This window comes from Pseudomonas indica NBRC 103045, assembly GCF_002091635.1.
In the GTDB taxonomy this organism is placed as follows: domain Bacteria; phylum Pseudomonadota; class Gammaproteobacteria; order Pseudomonadales; family Pseudomonadaceae; genus Pseudomonas_M; species Pseudomonas_M indica.
In genome coordinates, this window is sequence record NZ_BDAC01000001.1 from 551957 (window position 1) to 571473 (window position 19517).

Here is a 19517-nt window from a genome sequence, read left to right on the forward strand (position 1 = left end):
CGCTTTCGAACTGGTCCTACCAGTTGCAGGAGAAGCCCCTCATGCCCTTGGAAACGACACCGGAACAACGCCGCCAACTCGCCGATGTGGTGGCCGAGCGCATCGAGCGACTGATCCTCGACGGCGTGCTCAAGGTCGGCCAGGCGCTGCCCTCGGAACGGCGTTTGTGCGAGAAGCTGGGCATCTCGCGTTCGGCACTGCGTGAGGGCCTGCGCGTGCTGCGCGGGCGCGGCATCGTCGAGACGGCCCAGGGGCGCGGCTCCTTCGTTGCCCGCCTGACCCAACCGAGCGACGCCAGCCCCCTGATGCACTTGTTCAGCTCGCAGCCGCGCACCCTCTACGACCTGCTGGAAGTCCGCGCGCTACTGGAGGGTGAATCGGCGCGTCTGGCGGCGTTACGCGGCACCGACGCGGATTTCATCCTGCTCACCCGCCGCTACGAGGAAATGCTCGCCGCCCACGCCGAGCCGCACAGCCACGATCCGCACGAGCATGCCCGCCTCGACCATGCCTTCCACCTGGCGATCTGCGAGGCTTCGCACAACCCGGTGCTGGTACACACCCTGCAATCCTTGACCGACCTGATGCTGAGCACGGTGTTCGCCTCGGTGAACAACCTCTACCACCGCCCACCCCGGATGAAGCAGATCGACCGCCAGCATGCGCGCCTCTATCACGCGGTGATCGAACGCCTGCCGGAACAGGCCCAGCGCGCCGCCCGCGAACATATCCACAGCATTCGCGACAACCTCAAGGAGATCGAGCAGGAGGAGCAGCGCCTGGTGCGCGCCACCATGCGGCTGGAAGGTTGGACATAAAGGCAGCGGCACGCTTCAAGCGGTAAGCGGCAAGAGAAGCCTTGAAGCTTGTAGCTTGCCGCTTGAGGCTGCCTTAAACTCCCGGCTCTTTATTTGGCCTTGTCCCGCCGTGCCTGACGCCGCCCTTGCCCATCCCCCCCGCTGGCTGACCGCCGCACAGTTGCATCCCGCGCCTTGCGCCGGTGTGCGCGACTGGTTGTTCGATCAGGGGTCGCTGACCCGCCGCCTGACCGCCCTGTCCCAAGGCACCTTTGCCGTCGAGCCGCTGGTGCAGGGCTGGCAGGTGTTGCGTGCCGACGAGTGCACCGCCCTCGACGTGCCCGCCGGCAGCCAGGGCTGGGTACGCGAGGTCTACCTGCGCGGTTACGGTGACGCCTGGGTGTTCGCCCGCAGCGTGGCCGCCCGCAGTGCCCTGGAAGGTTCGGGGCTCGCGCTCGGCGAGCTGGGCAGCCGCTCCCTGGGCGAGCTGCTGTTCAGCGACCGTGCTTTCGTTCGCGGTCCCATCGAAGTCACCCGCTATCCCGCCGCCTGGTTGCCCGCCGAGGTCCGCGCGGAACGCCTGTGGGGCCGACGCTCCTGCTTCCGCCGGGGCGAGCTGGGTGTGCTGGTGGCGGAAGTCTTCCTGCCGGCGCTCTGGCACAAGGCCGAGCTCGACGCCTGAGCCTTCGTGAGCGGTTGAATTCGCCCACACCACTGTTGTAGGAGCGAGCTCTGCTCGCGAAATAAGCTACGCAAAAGCATCGCCAGCAGAGCTGGCTCCTACGAAAAGCGTGATCGGCATCGCACACACCGCTCCCCTGCCGTCCGGGCCACGTATAATCCGCCGCAGTCCGCCCGGAGAAGCCGCATGTACCTGAACCTGCTGCAACAGCTCAATCGCCTGCATCCCCGCGCCTGGGACTTCATCCAACTGACGCGCCTGGACAAGCCGATCGGCATCTACCTGTTGCTGTGGCCGACCCTGTGGGCGTTGTGGGTGGCGGCCGAGGGTGTGCCGAGCGCGAAGAACCTGTTCATCTTCGTCTTCGGCGTGATCCTGATGCGCGCCGCCGGCTGCGTGATCAACGACTACGCCGACCGCAACTTCGACGGCCACGTCAACCGCACCAAGGCCCGCCCCCTGGCCAGCGGCAAGGTCCGCCCGCGCGAGGCGCTGATCCTGTTCGCCGTGCTGGTGACACTGAGCTTCGTACTGGTGCTGTTCACCAATGCGGCCACCATCTGGCTGTCGTTCGGCGGCCTGGCCCTGGCCGCGACCTATCCGTTCATGAAGCGCTACACCTTCTATCCGCAGGTGGTGCTGGGCGCGGCCTTTTCCTGGGGCATGCCGATGGCCTTCACCGCCGAGACCGGCAGCCTGCCGGCCGAAGCCTGGCTGTTGTACATCGCCAACCTGCTGTGGACGGTGGCCTACGACACCTATTACGCCATGGCCGACCGCGAGGACGATCTGAAGATCGGGGTGAAGTCCACCGCCATCCTGTTCGGCGAGGCCGACCGCCTGATCATCGCCACCCTCCAGGGCATGGCGCTGTTCTGCCTGCTGCTGGCCGGCAGCCGCTTCGAGCTGGGCATCTGGTTCCATGCCGGCCTGCTGGTCGCCGTGGCCTGCTTCGCCTGGGAATACCGCAGCACCCGCGACCACGATCCGCAGAAGTGCTTCGCCGCCTTCCTGCACAACCACTGGGCCGGGCTGGCGATCTTCGTCGGCCTGGTACTGGACTACGCGCTGCGTTGAGCCCCGCCCGGCGCGTCGTTTGCCAAGCCGTTCCGCTTTCCGACGCGCCGTGTCTACCGCCGGGCTTTCCGCCACCGCTTGCAGCCCACTTGTCACATCGCTGCAATAATTCCGTTATCTAATGCGGCGCAACAGAGAAAACGACCCGAGGCTCTAGCATGGTTGGCAAGAACATCCTCATCGTTGACGACGAAGCCCCGATCCGCGAAATGATCGCGGTGGCCCTGGAAATGGCCGGCTACGAGTGCCTGGAAGCGGAGAACACCCAGCAGGCCCACGCCGTGATCGTCGACCGCAAGCCCGATCTGATCCTGCTCGACTGGATGCTGCCCGGCACCTCCGGCATCGAACTGGCACGCCGCCTGAAACGCGACGAACTGACCGCCGGCATCCCGATCATCATGCTCACCGCCAAGGGCGAAGAGGACAACAAGATCCAGGGCCTGGAAGTCGGCGCCGATGACTACATCACCAAGCCCTTCTCGCCGCGCGAACTGGTCGCCCGCCTGAAGGCCGTGCTGCGCCGCGCCGGCCCCAGCGATACCGAGGCGCCGATCGAGGTCGGCGGCCTGTTGCTCGACCCCATCAGCCACCGGGTCACCATCGACGGCAAGCCGGCCGAAATGGGGCCCACGGAATACCGCCTGTTGCAGTTTTTCATGACCCACCAGGAACGCGCCTATACCCGCGGTCAGTTGCTCGACCAAGTCTGGGGCGGCAACGTCTACGTCGAGGAGCGCACGGTGGATGTGCACATCCGCCGCCTGCGCAAGGCGCTCGGCGATGCCTACGAGAACCTGGTGCAGACGGTGCGCGGCACCGGCTATCGTTTCTCCACCAAAAGCTGAGACCGCCCCACCGGGCCGTCGACAAGGACGCGATAGGTGAATCAAAACTGGCGCGGCGCCGTGGTGCGCCGCCTGCTGCTTCTGTTGGGCGGCTGCCTGCTGCTCGGCCTGATCACGGGGCAATACGCCTGGGCGCTGGTGATCGGCCTCGGCGCCTATCTTGGCTGGACGCTGACGCAACTCCTGCGTTTGCACAAATGGCTGCAGGAACACAAACCCGACGAGCCACCGCCGGACGGCTACGGCCTGTGGGGCGAGGTGTTCGATAGCATCTACCACCTGCAACGCCGCGACCAGAAGGTCCGCGGGCGCCTGCAGGCGGTGATCGACCGCGTACAGGAATCCACCGCGGCCCTGCGCGACGCGGTGATCATGCTCGACAGCGACGGCAACCTGGAGTGGTGGAACCGCGCGGCGGAAACCCTGCTCGGGTTGAAGACGCCGCAGGACAGCGGCCAGCCGATCACCAACCTGGTCCGCCATCCGCGCTTCAAGGAATACTTCGAGCAGGGCAACTACCGCGAGCCGCTGGACCTGCCCTCGCCGATCAGCGACCGCCTGCGCCTGCAATTCCTCATCACCCGCTACGGCAACCGCGAGCATTTGATGCTAGTCCGCGACGTCACCCGGCTGTACCAGCTGGAGCAGATGCGCAAGGACTTCGTCGCCAACGTCTCCCATGAGCTGCGCACGCCGCTGACGGTGATCGCCGGCTACCTGGAAACTCTGGTGGACAATGTCGAGGACGTGAATCCGCGCTGGCTGCGCGCGTTGCAGCAGATGCAGCAGCAGGCCGGACGCATGCAGAACCTGCTCAACGACCTGCTCCTGCTGGCCAAGCTGGAGGCCACGGATTATCCGTCGGACAGCCAGCCGGTGGCCGTCGACCTGCTGCTGCTCTCCATCAAGAACGATGCCCAGGCCCTGTCCGGCGAGCGCAACCACCGCATCACCCTGGAGGCCGACCCGCACCTGCGTCTCAAGGGCAGCGAGACGGAGCTGCGTAGCGCCTTCTCCAACCTGGTGTTCAATGCGGTGAAGTACACCCCGAGCGAAGGCGAGATCCGCATCCGCTGGTGGGGCGACGACCAGGGCGCGCACCTCGCCGTGCAGGATTCCGGCATCGGCATCGAAGCCAAGCACCTGCCGCGCCTGACCGAGCGCTTCTACCGGGTCGACTCCAGCCGCGCCAGCAACACCGGCGGTACCGGGCTGGGACTGGCCATCGTCAAGCACGTACTGATCCGCCACCGCGCGCGCCTGGACATCAGCAGCACGCTCGGCAAAGGCAGCATCTTCACCTGCCACTTCCCGGCACAACAGGTGGTCAAGCGCTGACCGGCTCCCACGGGCCTGGGCAAGCCAGCCACCTGCGGTTAGTCTGCGGGGCTTGAGATACGCTTTCCCGTCCCCATTTATCTGGAATCACAAGACACAAACCGCCCCCATGGACCCTTCCGGTTTTAGCGCCAGCGCTTATTTCGCCGACTTCGGCCTGATTCTCTTCGCCCTCTTCCTCGTTCTGCTCAACGGTTTCTTCGTCGCCGCCGAGTTCGCCATGGTTAAGCTGCGCGGTACCCGCGTGGAGACCATCGCCGACCTGCACGGCTGGCGCGGCAGCCTGCTGCGCCGCGTGCACAGCCAGCTCGACGCCTACCTGTCGGCCTGCCAGTTGGGCATCACCCTCGCCTCCCTCGGCCTCGGCTGGGTCGGCGAGCCGGCCTTCGCCCACCTGCTCGAACCGCTGCTGACCTCCCTCGGCATCGGCTCGCCGGCGCTGATCCACGGCATCGCCTTCTTCAGTGCCTTCTTCATCATTTCCTACCTGCATATCGTGATCGGCGAGCTGGCGCCCAAGTCCTGGGCGATCCGCAAGCCCGAGCTGCTCTCGCTGTGGACGGCCGCACCGCTGTACGCCTTCTACTGGCTGATGTACCCGGCGATCTGGCTGCTCAACGCCAGCGCCAACGCCATTCTGCGCATCGCCGGCCAGGGCGAGCCCGGTCCGCACCACGAGCATCACTACAGCCGCGACGAACTGAAGCTGATCCTGCACTCCAGCCGTGCCCGCGACCCCAGCGACCAGGACATGCGCGTGCTGGCCTCGGCCGTGGAGCTGGGCGAACTGGAAGTGGTGGACTGGGCCAACTCCCGCGAGGACTTGGTCTACCTCGAACGCAACGCGCCGCTGCACGAAGTGTTCAGCGTGTTCCGCCGCCACAAGTACAGCCGCTACCCGGTGTACGACGAGGAAGCCGGCCAGTTCATCGGCCTGCTGCACATCAAGGACCTGCTGCTGCAACTGTCGCTGCTGGAAATGCTGCCCTCGGCGCTCAAGCTCAGCGACCTGATTCACCCCATCGAGCACGTGTCCAAGCACATGCCGCTGTCGCATCTGCTGGAACAATTCCGCAAGGGTGGCTCGCACTTCGCCCTGGTCGAGGAAGCCGACGGCAAGGTGATCGGCTACCTGACCATGGAAGATGTGCTGGAAGTGCTGGTCGGCGATATCCAGGACGAACACCGCAAGGCCGAGCGCGGCATCCTCGCCTACCAGCCGGGCCGCCTGCTGGTACGTGGCGACACCCCGCTGTTCAAGGTGGAACGCCTGCTCGGCCTCAACCTCGACCACATCGAAGCGGAAACCCTGGCCGGCCTGGTCTACGAGACCCTCAAGCGCATGCCGGATGAAGAGGAAGTGGTGGAGACCGAAGGCCTGCGCATCGTCATCAAGAAGATGAAAGGCCCGAAGATCGTCCTGGCCAAGGTCCTTAAATTAGCCTAAAAGCGGCCACAAGCGACAAGCCTCAAGCGGCAAGTAAAGGCAGCACTGAGTCGCTTGCAGCTTATGGTTTGCCGCTTGCCGCTGCTTTTTTATTCGCCGCCAACTGCAAAGTTGGGCAGGCTGTCCACCGGCTGGGCGAACTGGAAGGGGATCGACTCCAGGGCCAGGCCGACGTTGCGCTGGACCACGAAGTGCAGGTGAGGCCCAGTGCTGTTGCCGGTATTGCCGGAGCGGGCGATGAAGCTGCCGGCCTCCACCCGTTGGCCTTCGCGGACGCTGACCGAACCTTTCATCAGGTGCAGGTAGACGCCCATGGTGCCGTCGTCGTGGAGGATGCGCACGTAGTTGCCGGAAGGGTTGTTGCCGCGCCCGCTCTGCCCGTTCTCGATCTTCACCACCATCCCGCTGCGCGCAGCGACGATGGGCGTGCCTTCGGGCATGGCGATGTCCATGGCATAGCGGCCCTTCGGGGTGAAGTGGCTGTACTTGCCGTTGGCGCCCTGGGTCAGGCGGAACGGGCCGCCGCGCCAGGGCAGCGGATAACGATGCAAGCTCGGCTTCAGGCGGGGGTCGCCCATGGCGTAGCGCAGCTTGGGCGTGTAGCGCATCGGCTTGTCGGCATCGCGAGGCGCCAGGGTGGCGAGGCGGATGTTGCTGCGCGGCGGCAATACCCAGCGGATCGGCTTCTCCGGCGCACCAAGGGCGTTCTCCACGCCTTTGAGGCTCAACTCGACTTCCACCGGTGCATAGAGATCGTTACGCACCAGCAGCGTCTCGCCGGCGTCGTGCTTCTTGGTCTCCAGCTTCACCAGGTTATCCAGCCGCTCGACCATGCGGTCGCGGAAGACGAACACCTCCGCCCCTGCCACGGCTTTGTCGCTGTAAGTGACCACGCCGTTGGCATCGGTGTACTTGTAGATGGTCAGGGCCGCGACCGGCGCGGTCGCGGTCAACAAACCGCAGAGAAGAATCAGGCGCCCTAGCATAACGTCACGGATCTAGTACTTATGAGTATCCGGGCTGGTAAGACTAGCAGCGGCAAAATGCCTTCGCGAGACGCCAGCCGTCGGTGTGTGACGTAGTTGCACTTCGCCTGACGAGCGGTACGGCGTGGTGCTGACCCGCGTCAGGCGCCGGGTACGAAGTGCTTCTGCGCGGTGCCGCGGGCGATCAGGCGGGACAGGTAGTCGAGCTTCTGTGGGTCGCGGTCGACGAAGCGGAAGGTCAGTTGCAGCCATTCGCTGTCGGGCTTGGGTTCCAGCGCGGCGACGGCATGAAGGTAGCCGTTCAGGCGCGCCACTTCGGCGCTTTCGCCCTGCTCCAGGTCGAGCACGGCGCTTTCCAGCACCTGCGGCAGCGGGTCGCCGCGACGCACCACCACCAGGGCCTCCTTGAGGCTCAGGGCCTTGATTACGCAGGCCATGTTGCCGCCCGGCAGGCGCAATTGCCCCTGGCCACGGCCGCCGGGCGCCTGGGCGGCGGGCTTGGCCGAAGCCGTCGGGGCGGGGGTGGGGGCGGCACGGGGTGCGGGTTCCGGTGCCGTGGGCTTGATCACCTCGGCCTTGCCGCCGGTCAGCGCGGCCAGCGAATCGTTCGGCAGGCCGCCGGCGAGGCTGCGTGCCGGGGCGCTGGCGGCCAGGGCTTCGAGGCGCCCGGCGCGGTGCAGGGCCTTTTTCACCTTGGTGATCAACTGGTCGTTGGAGAAGGGTTTGCCGATGTAATCGGAGACGCCCGCCTGGATGGCCTGGACCACGTTCTCCTTGTCACCGCGGCTGGTGACCATGATGAAGGGAACGCCCTTCAGCTCCGCCTGTTCGCGGCACCAGACGAGCAATTCCAGGCCGGACATCTCCGGCATTTCCCAGTCGCAGAGGATCAGGTCGACCGGCTGGCGGGACAGCATCTGCTGGGCCTTGCGCCCATTGATCGCTTCTTCGATCTGGATGCCGGGAAAGTGGTCGCGCAGCCCCTTCTTCACCAGATCACGAATGAAGGACGCGTCGTCCACCACCAGCACACGGACTTTAGTCATTGGCCACTCCTGAAGAATGGCCTAAGCATAGCCTCGGAGGCTGGCCAAAGGCCAACGGAAGCGGGACATCGGCCTACCGGCCGACGGGCTCGCCTCCGCGGCCGGGACTTATTCCTTGCCCTGCACTTCTTCCTGCATGCGCGCCAGACCCATGTGGCGCACGTCGGTGCCGCGCACCAGGTAGATCACCAATTCGGCGATGTTGCGCGCATGATCGCCGATGCGTTCCAGCGAACGCAGCACCCAGATCACGTTGAGCACGCGGGAGATCGAGCGGGGATCTTCCATCATGTAGGTGACCAGTTCGCGCAGGGCGGTCTTGTATTCGCGATCGACGGTCTTGTCGTATTGCGCCACCGACAGCGCCAGGTCGGCGTCGAAGCGGGCGAAGGCGTCCAGCGCCTCCTGCACCATCCTGCGCACCTGGTCGCCGATGTGGCGGACTTCGACGTAGCCGCGCGGCGACTCGCCTTCCTCGCAGAGCTGGATGGCGCGGCGGGCGATCTTCGAGGCTTCGTCGCCGATGCGCTCGAGGTCGATCACCGACTTCGACACGCTGATGATCAGGCGCAGGTCGGAGGCCGCCGGCTGGCGACGGGCGAGGATGCGGACGCACTCCTCGTCGATGTTGCGCTCCATCTGGTTGATCTGGTCGTCGATCTCGCGCACCTGCTGGGCCAGGCCGGAGTCGGCGTCGATCAGCGCGGTGACCGCGTCGTTGACCTGCTTCTCGACCAGCCCGCCCATGGCCAGGAGGTGACTGCGCACTTCCTCCAGCTCGGCGTTGAATTGCTGGGAGATATGGTGGGTAAGGCTGTCTTTGTCGATCATTCGTTTCGCTCCGCGAAAGCTTCAAGCTGCAAGCCTTAAGCTGCAAGCTAAGTATTCGTGCACTGGTTGCTCTTGCTTGCCGCTTGAAACTTGCGGCTTGCCGCTGCCCTTTTTAACCGTAGCGTCCGGTGATGTAGTCTTCGGTCTGCTTCTTCGCCGGGTTGGTGAACAGCGTATCGGTGTCACCGAACTCGATCAGCTTGCCCATGTACATGAACGCCGTGTAGTCGGACACCCGGGCGGCCTGCTGCATGTTATGAGTCACGATGACGATGGTGTACTTGGATTTCAGTTCGTAGATCAGCTCTTCCACCTTGAGGGTGGAGATCGGGTCCAGTGCCGAGCAGGGCTCGTCGAGCAGCAGAACTTCCGGCTCCACGGCGATGGTGCGGGCGATCACCAGACGCTGCTGCTGGCCGCCCGAGAGGCCGAGGGCGGACTCGTGCAGGCGGTCCTTGACCTCGTCCCAGAGCGCGGCGCCCTTGAGGGCCCACTCGACCGCTTCGTCGAGCACGCGCTTCTTGTTGATGCCTTGGATGCGCAGGCCGTAGACCACGTTCTCATAGATGCTCTTGGGGAACGGGTTGGGCTTCTGGAACACCATGCCGACGCGGCGGCGCAGCTCGGCGACATCCTCGCCCTTGCGGTAGATGTTGCGGCCGTCCAGGTTGATCTCGCCGTCCACACGGCAGCCGTCCACCAGATCGTTCATCCGGTTGAAGCAGCGCAGCAGGGTCGACTTGCCGCAGCCGGACGGGCCGATGAAGGCGGTGACGCGCTGCTTCGGGATGTTCATCGACACGCCGTGCAGCGCCTGCTTGTCGCCGTAGAACAAATTCAGGCCGGGCACTTCGATCGCCACGGTCTCCTCGGCCAGGCGCAGGTTCTGCTTGTCGCGGCCAAGGGCAGCGATGTCGATGCCATGGCTGTGGGTTTCGTGTTGCATATGCTCACTCCGTTCGCAGCGGCACGCTGCAAGCTGTAAGCCGCAAGCCGGGAGCCGCTGTTTTTGAAGCTTGCGGCTCGAGGCTTGCAGCTGCTGTTAATGGTCCAGGGCCTTGTATTTCTCGCGCAGGTGGTTGCGCATGTACACCGCGCTGAAATTCAGCAGGGCGATCACTACCACCAGCAGCAGCGCGGTGGCATATACCAGCGGCCGCGCGGCCTCGACGTTGGGGCTCTGGAAGCCGACATCATAGATATGGAAGCCCAGGTGCATGATCTTCTGGTCCAGGTGCAGGTACGGATAGTTACCGTCCAGCGGCAGGCTCGGCGCCAGCTTGACCACACCGACCAGCATCAGCGGCGCCACTTCGCCGGCGGCACGCGCCACGGCGAGGATCAGGCCGGTCATCATCGCCGGGCTGGCCATGGGGATGACCACGTTCCACAGGGTTTCGATCTTGGTCGCGCCCAGCGCCAGGGAGCCTTCGCGCACCGCACGGGGAATCCGCGCCAGGCCTTCCTCGGTAGCGACGATCACCACCGGCAGGGTGAGGATGGCCAGAGTCAGCGAGGCCCACATCAGGCCGGGGGTGCCGAAGGTCGGCGCCGGTGCGGCCTCGGGGAAGAACAGCCGGTCCAGCGAGCCGCCCAGGACATAGACGAAGAAGCCCAGACCGAACACACCGTAGACGATCGACGGCACGCCGGCGAGGTTGTTCACAGCGATTCGGATGACGCGGGTCAGCGGACCCTGGCGGGCGTATTCACGCAGGTAGACCGCGGCGATCACGCCGAACGGGGTTACCAGCACGGCCATCAGCAGCACCATCATTACGGTGCCGAAGATCGCCGGGAAGATGCCGCCTTCGGTGTTCGCCTCGCGCGGGTCGTCACTGACGAACTCCCAGAGCTTGCCGAAGTAGAAGCCGAACTTCTGCAGCATGGACATCGCGTTCGGGCGGAAGGCACGGACCACCTTGCCCATGTTCAACTCGATCTCACGGCCATCGCTCACCTTCACGGTGACGCTGTCGCGCTGGAACTGCTGGTGGAGGTCGGAAAGCTGGCTCTCCAGCACCTTGTACTCGGCATCCAGTTCGGCGCGCTCGGCGTCCAGCTCGGCCTGCGCAACGGCGTCCAGGCGTCCTTGCAGCTCCAGCTTGCGGGTTTTCAGGCGCAGGCGTTCGAGACCGGCGTTGATGCGACCGATGTCCTTTTTCTCCAGGCGCTCGATCTGCGTATGCAGCAGGTCCACGCGCTCGATGCGCTTCTGGAATTCGTCCCAGGCGCCCTCGCCCTCGGCCACCACTTGGCCGCTTTCCTTGACGTTGACCAGATAGCCGTAGAAGTTGCCCCACTCGCGGCGCTCGATAGCCATCAGCTCGGCCGGGCGGCGCACATCGCTCAGCCACTCACCGATCACCCAGCTGAAGTCGGCGCCGAAGATTTCGCGGTTGCCCACCTTGAGCAACTCGCGGGTCATGAATTCGCCGCCTTCCACGTTCACCGGCAGGCCCGTGGCCGCCAGGCGCGCACGCGGCACCTCTTCGGCCTGGACCACTTCACCGGCCAGGGTCTTCGCCGGCTCGCCGGGAATCTGGTAGGTGCCTTCGATGATGTTGGCCGGCCAGAAGTGGCCAAGGCCGCGCACGGCGATCAACGCCAGCAGACCCAAGGTCATGATGATGGCGATCGACACCGCGCCGCCATTCAGCCAGACCCAGGGAGAGCCGCTCTTGAACCAGGTTTTCAGGGAATCCTTCTTCACGGATTTTCACCTTTCGAATTCGCTTGCCGCTGGGGATCGGCGCCATCCGCACCAACCCTCTCCCGCCCTTCGGGCACCCTCTCCCATGAATGGGAGAGGGCTATCGGATGAGCCCGCTGCGCGGGCCATGTCTTATAGAGACGCATACTTGCCGCGCAGCCGCTGACGGATCAGCTCGGCCAGCGTATTCATCACGAAGGTGAACAGCAGCAGTACCAGCGCGGCGAGGAACAGCACGCGGTAGTGGGTACTGCCCACCTCGGACTCCGGCATTTCCACCGCCACGTTGGCGGCGAGGGTACGCAGGCCCTCGAAGATGTTCGCTTCCATGATCGGCGTGTTGCCAGTGGCCATCAGCACGATCATGGTCTCGCCGACGGCGCGACCCATGCCGATCATCAGTGCCGAGAAGATGCCGGGGCTGGCGGTGAGGATCACCACGCGGGTGAGCGTCTGCCAGGGCGTGGCGCCCAGGGCCAGGGAACCGAAGGTGAGGCTCTTCGGCACACTGAATACGGCATCCTCGGCGATCGAATAGATGTTCGGGATCACCGCGAAGCCCATGGCCAGGCCGACCACCAGGGCGTTGCGCTGGTCGAAGGGGATGCCCAGGTCGTTGGACAGCCACAGGCGCATGTTGCCGTCGAACAGCCAGTTCTCCACGTGCCCGCTCATGCCCAGGGCGAACCAGCCGACCGCCAGCACCACCGGGATCAGCAGCGCCGCTTCCCAGCCGTCCGGCACGCGCAGGCGCACCGACTCGGGCAGGCGGCTCCAGACGTAGCCGGCGAGCAGGATGCCCAATGGCGTCAGCAGCAGCAGGCTGAAGATGCCCGGCAGGTGGTTCTCCACGTACGGCGCCAGGAACAGGCCGGCGAAGAAGCCGAGGATGACCGTCGGCAGCGCTTCCATCAGCTCGATTACCGGCTTGACCTTGCGGCGCATTGCCGGGGCCATGAAGTAAGCGGTGTAGATCGCCGCGGCAATCGCCAGAGGGGCCGCCAGCAGCATGGCGTAGAAGGCCGCCTTGAGGGTACCGAAGGCCAGCGGCGAAAGGCTCAGCTTGGGCTCGAAGTCAGAGTTGGCAGCGGTGGACTGCCAGACGTACTTGGGCTCGTCGTAGCTCTCATACCAGACCTTGCCCCAGAGCGCGCTCCAGGAGATTTCCGGGTGCGGGTTGTCGACCAGGAAACGCTGCAACTGGCCCTTGGACTCCACCACCAGGCGGTTGGCTCGTGGCGACAGTGCGGCGATGGCGGCGCCTTCGGCGACCGGCTCGGTGAGCAGGGTGCGGTGCGCGGTGCTATGGAAAATCCCCAGCTTGCCGGCGGTATCCAGGGCGATGAAGCCCTTGCGGCGCTCTTCCGGAACGATCTGGCTGATGGCGGCGTTGCCCAACTGGAAGCCTCGGATGTTCTTCAGCTCCGCCTTGCCGTTGGCGTCGCGGACCATGAACCACTGCTGGATGCCGCCCTTGGAGTCACCGACCATCAGGGAGATGCCGCCGAGCAGCGCGGACACGCTGGAGACTTCGGCCTGGGGGTCCTGCAGCAGGGTATAGCGGCCGTTCAACACCCGCTTGCGCAGGTCGAACACGTCAGCGGTGGCGCGACCGTTGAAGACATAGAGCCAGAGCTGGCGCGGGTCGATCAGCAGTTGCTTGATCGGATCGGCGATCTGCGGGAGAGCGATGCGCTCTTCTTCCAGGTTGACCTCGCCGGTCAGCAGGTTCTCTTCGCGACTCAGGCTGATCAGGTGCACTTCGCTGCCGGTGGAACCCGCCAGCATCGGGCCGGAACTGCTCTCGCTGATCGCCACGTGATCGAGCGCGTTGCCGTTCGGGTCGAGGACGATTGGCGTTTCGCCGTAGGGGTATTCGATCTGCGGACTGATGGTCTTCTTGTTGTCCGGGTAGGTGACCTTGTAGATGTGCCGGAACACCAGGGCCTGGCCGTTGGACAGGCCGAGCACGACGCGGTTGCTGCCGGGGACGTCCTGGCCGACCGAAGCGACCTGCGCGCCTTGCGGGATCGGCAATTCGATGCGATTCAGCGGCGCGGCGCTTTTCACGTCGAAGAACTGGACCTGGCCGTTGCGGCTGAGGCGCATCGCGACCTGGTTCTGCTCTTCGATGGCCAGCAACAGGGGCTCGCCCGCCTCGGCCAGCCAGGCCGCCGGCTGCGGCTTGCGCGCCGTCATTTCGGCGCCCTGGAACATGGGCAGGACCACATGGGCCAGATAGAAGAAGATCAGCGTGATGGCCCCGAGCACGGCCAGGCCACCGATCGACACGCACCAGCGGGCCAGACGGTCTTTCAGGGCACGGATGCGGCGCTTGCGCTGCAGGGCCGGGGTATTGAAGTCCAGCCGGTGCGAATTCGAGGAAGCGGTCATGGAAGCGTTAGCCAAGTCATTCATGCGCACACCCTAGCGGCCATGTGTGACAGAAAAGTTACAGCGTGGTGACGCAGCGTAGCCCGCCCATCGAAAACGAGAGGCGGGCTACGCTGTGGCGTCAGGCTTGCGCCCGCGGCGTCCTTGCCGCAGCCATTACCGGATCAGAGACCCAGTTCCTTCATGGTCTTGTCGATCACTTTCTTCGGCAGCGGGATGTAGCCATCCTTCACCACCACTTCCTGGCCTTGCTTGGACAGGACCAGCTTGACGAACTCGGCGTCCAGCGGGCTCAGCGGCTTGTTCGGCGCCTTGTTGACGTAGACGTAGAAGAAGCGGGCCAGCGGGAACTTGCCAGCCAGAGCGTTCTCTTCGTTGGCTTCGAAGGCTTCGCCGCCTTTCTTCGACAGCGGTACGGCGCGGACGCTGGAGGTCTTGTAGCCGATGCCCGAGTAGCCGATGGCGTTCAGGGTGCTGGAGATGGACTGCACCACGGAAGCCGAACCCGGCTGCTCGTTGACGTTGGACTTGTAGTCACCCTTGCACAGGGCTTCTTCCTTGAAGTAGCCGTAGGTGCCGGATACCGAGTTACGACCGAACAGCTGGATCGGCTTGCTCGCCCACTCGCCGGTCAGGCCCAGGTCGCCCCAGGTCTTGATGTCCTTCTCGCCACCGCACAGGCGGGTGCTGGAGAAGATGGCGTCGACCTGGGCGATATCCAGGGACTTGATCGGGTTGTCCTTGTGCACGAACACGGCCAGGGCGTCGATGGCCACCGGGATGGCGGTCGGCTTGTAGCCATACTTCTCTTCGAAGGCCTGCAGCTCGTTGTCCTTCATGGCGCGGCTCATCGGGCCGAGGTTGGCGGTGCCTTCGGTCAGGGCCGGCGGCGCGGTGGAGGAACCGGCAGCCTGAATCTGGATGTTGACGTTCGGGTAGTTACGCTTGAACTCTTCGGCCCAGAGCGTCATCAGGTTGGCCAGGGAGTCGGAGCCGACGCTGGACAGGTTACCGGAAACGCCGGAAGTCTTTTCGTAGTTCGGCAGGGCCGGATCGACAGAGGCGATCGCGGTTGCGGCACTCACGCCAGCGGCGACGAAAGTCAGGGCCGCCATCAAACGCTTCAGTTTCATGCCATGCTCCTAGCAAGGATTGTGATTGGTTGGCGCCGGCCAGTATCGGGAGGCCGTGTGACTACTCTATGAACTCAATGTGACAATTGCGTGACGTGCGAACGACGCCCTTTCCGCTGGGGGTGCGGCAACATATCCTGACGTTTTCGACGGCGTCGCAGTCGTCGGCCGACCCACCAGTCGGTATAATCGCCGGCCCGCCACCACGCGGGTTCTGCGCACAGAACAACAACCGCGCCGCGAGCCTCCGACCATGAACGATTTAGAACAGGAAGACCCGATCCCCCAAGGCGATCTGGCCTTGCAGATCACCGCACTGCCGCGTGAAACCAACGGTTTCGGCGACATCTACGGTGGCTGGCTGGTATCCCAGATGGACCTGGCCGGCACCGCCATGGCCAGCAAGGTGGCCGGCGGCCGCGTCGCCACGGTGGCCATCGACCGCATGGCATTCCTGGTCCCGGTGGCGGTGGGGGCGCAATTGTCCTTCTACACCCAGACCCTGGAGATCGGCCGCAGCTCGATCCAGATGCTGGTCGAGGTATGGAGCGACGACCCGCTCTCCAGTGAATGGCGCAAGGTCACCGAGGCGGTGTTCGTCTTCGTCGCCATCGATGGCAGCGGTCGTACCCGCCCGGTTCCGCCACGGCGCAGCTGAGTCTGCGGGAACGCATCGCACCAGACCGGCTTTGTAGGAGCGATTTATTCGCCCGGCGAGGATAGGCAGGGCGAACCGCCGCGTACGAATTCATCCTCGCCCCGCCGCACTATCCCCGAATCGCAGAAAGCAGAACGCCGGCTCACGCCGGCGTTCTCGTTCAACGGCGGGACATCAGCTGCGGCGGATGTTGTAGATATCCCGTTCGTTGACTTCCGCGTAGTCGGACAGGCGCTGGAGATAGGCCTTCTGCTGTTCCCAGACCTTGGTCGCCACCGGGTCGGCGGCGGCAGTGGCATCCACCACCTCGGCCGCGACTTCGCGCAGCTTGGCCAGCACCTCGTCGGGCAGGCGGCGCACATCCACGCCTTCCTTCTTCAGCGTTTCCATCGCTTCCATGTTGCGCGCGTTGTAGTCATCCAGCATGTCGCCGTTGACGTCGCGGGCGGCCGCGCGAACGATGGCCTGCAGGTCAGCCGGCAGGGTTTCCCAGGCCTTGATGTTGACGTCCAGTTCGAAGGTGACGTTCGGCTCCTGCCAGCCCGGGGTGTAGTAGTACTTGGCAGCCTTGTGCAGGCCCAGGGCCAGGTCGTTGTACGGGCCGATCCACTCGGTGGCGTCGATGGCGCCGGTCTGCAGGGCAGTGAAGATCTCGCCGGCCGGCATGTTGACCACGGTACCGCCCATGCGGGTCAGCACTTCGCCGCCCAGTCCCGGGGTACGCATCTTCAGGCCCTTGAAGTCGTCGACCGAGTTGATTTCCTTGTTGAACCAGCCGGCGGTCTGCACGCCGGTGGCGCCACAGGCCATGGGCAGCACGCCGAACGGCTTGTACACCTCTTCCCACAGCTGGATGCCGCCGCCCTTGTGCAGCCAGGCGTTCATTTCCTGGGCATTCGGGCCGAACGGCAGGGCACAGAAGAACTGCGCGGCCGGGACCTTGCCTTTCCAGTAATAGGGAGCGCCGTGCCCCATCTCGGCGGTGCCGCGGGAAACCGCGTCGAAGACTTCCAGCGCCGGGACCAGTTCGCCAGCCGCGTAGACCTTGATCTTCAGGCGGCCGTTGCTCATTTCCTCGACCAGCTTGGCGAAGCGTTCGGCCCCCACGCCGACACCGGGGAAGTTCTTCGGCCAGGAAGTGACCATCTTCCAGTTGAAGGTCTGACCAGTGCTTTGCTGTTCGCATGCGGTCTCGGTCTGCTTTTGGCAACCGGCCAGCGCAGTGGCGGCCAGACCGACCCCGGCGGCGGTGAGTATGTCGCGACGTTTCATGCAGTACTCCTTGTTGTTGTAGTGGTCTGACCAACGGGATCGCCGATGGACAAACGTGGCATTGCTAGCATACGGGGGACGTGACTCTCAAGCGTAGCCGGTACGACTAAAGTTGCAGCGGCATTGCTGCGATCACTTCGCCATGCCTAGAATCCCGCGCCGGCCGCGCGAAGAACCTTACTCGCAATGGCGGGCCGAGTCGCGCAGACAGACAGGAAAATACGTGCCATCGCTCAGTACGCGTGCTGCGGACATGGCATTTTGGCGCCGCTGGATGCGGTATTACACCGTGGCGGCCCCACAAAGGCCGTCGTGTCCCCTTATCCATAAGAAAAAAAGGGCCCCCGATGTCCGATAAAGTCCCTCCCTTGCTCCGCGTCGCGCACGGGCTCGATGCGCTCAACTCCCTATTCGGCCGAGGCTGCGCCTGGCTGACCCTGTTCCTGGTCCTGGGCACGGCGGTAGTCGTGGTGCTGCGCTACGGCTTCGGCATCGGCGCGACCGCCCTCCAGGAAGCGGTGCTCTATGCCCATGCCCTGGTGTTCATGGGTGCCGCCGCCTGGACGCTGCAACGCGGCGCCCACGTGCGGGTGGACATCTTCTACCAGAAGTTTTCCGGACGCCGCCAGGCGCTGGTGGAGATCGTCGGCAACCTGCTGTTCCTGATCCCGGTGTGCCTGTTCCTCGGCTGGAACAGCTGGGACTATGTGACCACCTCCTGGGCGACCGCCGAGAAGTCCAACGAGGCCGGCGGTCTCGCCTTCGTCTACCTGCAGAAGAGCATCATCCTGGTTCTGGTCGTCAGCCTGCTGCTGCAGAGTGTGGCCGAGCTGATCAAGGCCGGCTACCTGCTTACCGGCCGCCAGCCCGTCACGGAGGTGAAGCATGGCTGAGTTGATGGCGATCCTGCTGTTCGTCAGCATCTGCGTCGCGCTGATGGCGGGCTACCCGGTAGCCTTCACCCTCGGCGGCATGGCCCTGGCCTTCGCCGGCATCGGCGTCCTCACCGGCACCTTCGACGCCGGCTTCCTGCATGCCCTGCCGAACCGCCTGTTCGGCATCATGAACAACCAGACCATGCTGGCCGTGCCGCTGTTCGTGTTCATGGGGGTGATGCTGGAGAAATCACGGGTCGCGGAAGACCTGCTGGAATCCATGTCGCGGCTGTTCGGCACCCTGCGCGGCGGCCTGGCGATTTCCGTCTGCGTGGTCGGCGCATTGCTCGCCGCCAGCACCGGCATCGTCGGCGCCACCGTGGTGACCATGGGTCTGCTGGCGCTACCGACCATGCTGCGCCGCGGCTACGACCCGGCGGTGGCCACCGGTACCCTGGCGGCCACCGGCACCCTGGGCCAGATCATCCCGCCGTCGATCATCCTGGTCCTGCTAGGCGACGTGATGTCCAGCGCCTACCAGCAGGCCCAGCTGAAGATGGGTATCTACTCGCCGAAGACCGTTTCCGTGGGCGACCTGTTCGTCGGCGCGCTGATTCCCGGCCTGGTGCTGGTCGGCCTGTACATCCTCTATCTGATCTTCGTCGCCGTGACCCAGCCGAAGAAGCTGCCGGCCCTGCCCCAGGAAGAACTCGGCCCGATCGAATGGGGCAAGCTGTTCAGCGCCCTGATGCCGCCGCTGATCCTGATCGCCGCCGTGCTCGGCTCGATCCTCGCCGGCTACGCCACGCCCACCGAGGCAGCGGCGCTCGGCGCCCTCGGCGCGATGCTGCTGGCGCTGCTCAAGCGCAAACTGAGCTTCACCCAGCTCCGCGAAGTCGCCTACGGCACCACCGAAATCACCTCGATGGTGTTCCTGATCCTGATCGGCGCCTCGCTGTTCTCCCTGGTGTTCCGTGGTTTCGGCGGCGAAGTGCTGATCGAGGACGTATTCGAGCAACTGCCCGGCGGCGTGTTCGGCGCCTTCTTCGTGGTGATGCTGGTGATCTTCCTGCTCGGCTTCATCCTCGACTTCATCGAGATCACCTTCGTCGTCGTACCCATCGTCGGCCCGGTGCTGTTGGCCATGGGCCTGGACCCGGTATGGCTCGGCGTGATGATCGCGCTGAACCTGCAGACCTCGTTCCTCACGCCGCCCTTCGGCTTCTCGCTGTTCTACCTGCGCGGGGTCACGCCGAGTTCGGTGCCGACCAGCACCATGTACAAGGGCGTGGTGCCGTTCATCCTGATCCAGCTCGGCATGCTGGTGATCGCCTATCTCTGGCCGTCGATCATCACCTGGCTACCGAGCGTGGTGTACGCCAAGTGACATAAGAAAAGGGCCGCTCAGCGGCCCTTTTCA

Annotated in this window: 17 protein-coding genes; 9 read left to right on the top strand and 8 right to left on the bottom strand. The window is 64.8% G+C overall.

Translation table 11 applies throughout. The annotated features are described in order from the left end of the window. Positions 1-41 precede the first annotated feature (41 nt). From glcC to PIN01S_RS02530, 6 genes are all read left to right on the top strand, one after another. Positions 42-818 (top strand): transcriptional regulator GlcC, encoded by a 777-nt coding sequence (glcC, locus tag PIN01S_RS02505; protein ID WP_084333534.1) that lies wholly within the window; start codon positions 42-44, stop codon positions 816-818. A gap of 109 nt (positions 819-927) precedes the next feature. Then, positions 928-1479, top strand: coding sequence for a chorismate--pyruvate lyase family protein (locus PIN01S_RS02510; protein ID WP_084333536.1), 552 nt, complete (start codon positions 928-930; stop codon positions 1477-1479). Between the two features lie 186 nt (positions 1480-1665). Further along, positions 1666-2556 carry a 4-hydroxybenzoate octaprenyltransferase gene (ubiA, locus tag PIN01S_RS02515; RefSeq protein WP_084333538.1) on the top strand — a complete coding sequence of 297 codons (891 nt, stop codon included), beginning with the start codon at positions 1666-1668 and terminating at the stop codon, positions 2554-2556. A gap of 158 nt (positions 2557-2714) precedes the next feature. Next, positions 2715-3404 carry a phosphate regulon transcriptional regulator PhoB gene (gene phoB, locus PIN01S_RS02520; protein ID WP_084333540.1) on the top strand — a complete coding sequence of 230 codons (690 nt, stop codon included), beginning with the start codon at positions 2715-2717 and terminating at the stop codon, positions 3402-3404. Between the two features lie 36 nt (positions 3405-3440). After that, entirely contained in the window at positions 3441-4742 is a 1302-nt protein-coding gene (gene phoR, locus PIN01S_RS02525; RefSeq protein ID WP_084333542.1) for a phosphate regulon sensor histidine kinase PhoR, read from the top strand. Positions 4743-4851: 109 nt separating this feature from the next. Then, positions 4852-6189 (top strand): hemolysin family protein, encoded by a 1338-nt coding sequence (locus tag PIN01S_RS02530; RefSeq protein ID WP_084333544.1) that lies wholly within the window; start codon positions 4852-4854, stop codon positions 6187-6189. Positions 6190-6278: 89 nt separating this feature from the next. Here the strand turns inward: PIN01S_RS02530 and PIN01S_RS02535 are convergent, their stop codons facing one another. The 7 genes from PIN01S_RS02535 to PIN01S_RS02565 all read right to left on the bottom strand — a co-directional run bounded on the left by PIN01S_RS02535 (position 6279) and on the right by PIN01S_RS02565 (position 15292). Continuing rightward, the gene (locus PIN01S_RS02535; RefSeq protein ID WP_084333546.1) at positions 6279-7175 is read right to left on the bottom strand and encodes a peptidoglycan DD-metalloendopeptidase family protein; all 897 of its coding nucleotides are present in this window, start codon (positions 7173-7175) and stop codon (positions 6279-6281) included. Positions 7176-7315: 140 nt separating this feature from the next. Beyond that, positions 7316-8221, bottom strand: coding sequence for a response regulator (locus tag PIN01S_RS02540; protein ID WP_084333548.1), 906 nt, complete (start codon positions 8219-8221; stop codon positions 7316-7318). Between the two features lie 108 nt (positions 8222-8329). Then, positions 8330-9052: a phosphate signaling complex protein PhoU gene (gene phoU, locus PIN01S_RS02545; RefSeq protein WP_084333550.1), complete on the bottom strand. Its 723-nt coding sequence runs from the start codon at positions 9050-9052 to the stop codon at positions 8330-8332. Between the two features lie 112 nt (positions 9053-9164). Next, positions 9165-9998 carry a phosphate ABC transporter ATP-binding protein PstB gene (pstB, locus tag PIN01S_RS02550; RefSeq protein ID WP_084333552.1) on the bottom strand — a complete coding sequence of 278 codons (834 nt, stop codon included), beginning with the start codon at positions 9996-9998 and terminating at the stop codon, positions 9165-9167. Positions 9999-10094: 96 nt separating this feature from the next. Continuing rightward, entirely contained in the window at positions 10095-11765 is a 1671-nt protein-coding gene (gene pstA, locus PIN01S_RS02555; RefSeq protein ID WP_084333554.1) for a phosphate ABC transporter permease PstA, read from the bottom strand. A gap of 132 nt (positions 11766-11897) precedes the next feature. Continuing rightward, positions 11898-14183, bottom strand: a complete 2286-nt coding sequence (locus PIN01S_RS02560) for an ABC transporter permease subunit (RefSeq protein WP_084333556.1) — start codon at positions 14181-14183, stop codon at positions 11898-11900. Positions 14184-14323: 140 nt separating this feature from the next. Beyond that, positions 14324-15292 carry a phosphate ABC transporter substrate-binding protein PstS family protein gene (locus PIN01S_RS02565; RefSeq protein WP_084333557.1) on the bottom strand — a complete coding sequence of 323 codons (969 nt, stop codon included), beginning with the start codon at positions 15290-15292 and terminating at the stop codon, positions 14324-14326. A gap of 253 nt (positions 15293-15545) precedes the next feature. Here PIN01S_RS02565 and PIN01S_RS02570 point away from each other — a divergent pair, with 253 nt between their 5' ends. Continuing rightward, complete coding sequence (locus tag PIN01S_RS02570) at positions 15546-15950, top strand: acyl-CoA thioesterase (RefSeq protein WP_084333558.1); 405 nt, start codon at positions 15546-15548, stop codon at positions 15948-15950. Positions 15951-16124: 174 nt separating this feature from the next. On the opposite strand, the gene PIN01S_RS02575 is transcribed toward PIN01S_RS02570, so the two are convergent. Continuing rightward, on the bottom strand, positions 16125-17222 hold the full coding sequence (locus tag PIN01S_RS02575; RefSeq protein ID WP_084333559.1) for a TRAP transporter substrate-binding protein: 1098 nt from the start codon (positions 17220-17222) through the stop codon (positions 16125-16127). A 347-nt stretch (positions 17223-17569) separates the two neighbouring features. On the opposite strand from PIN01S_RS02575, the gene PIN01S_RS02580 reads away from it, so the two are divergent. Next, positions 17570-18115, top strand: coding sequence for a TRAP transporter small permease subunit (locus PIN01S_RS02580; protein ID WP_084333560.1), 546 nt, complete (start codon positions 17570-17572; stop codon positions 18113-18115). Beyond that, complete coding sequence (locus PIN01S_RS02585; RefSeq protein WP_084333561.1) at positions 18108-19484, top strand: TRAP transporter large permease; 1377 nt, start codon at positions 18108-18110, stop codon at positions 19482-19484. The genes PIN01S_RS02580 and PIN01S_RS02585 overlap by 8 nt, the downstream gene beginning before the upstream one ends. The last annotated feature ends 33 nt before the right edge of the window (positions 19485-19517 follow it).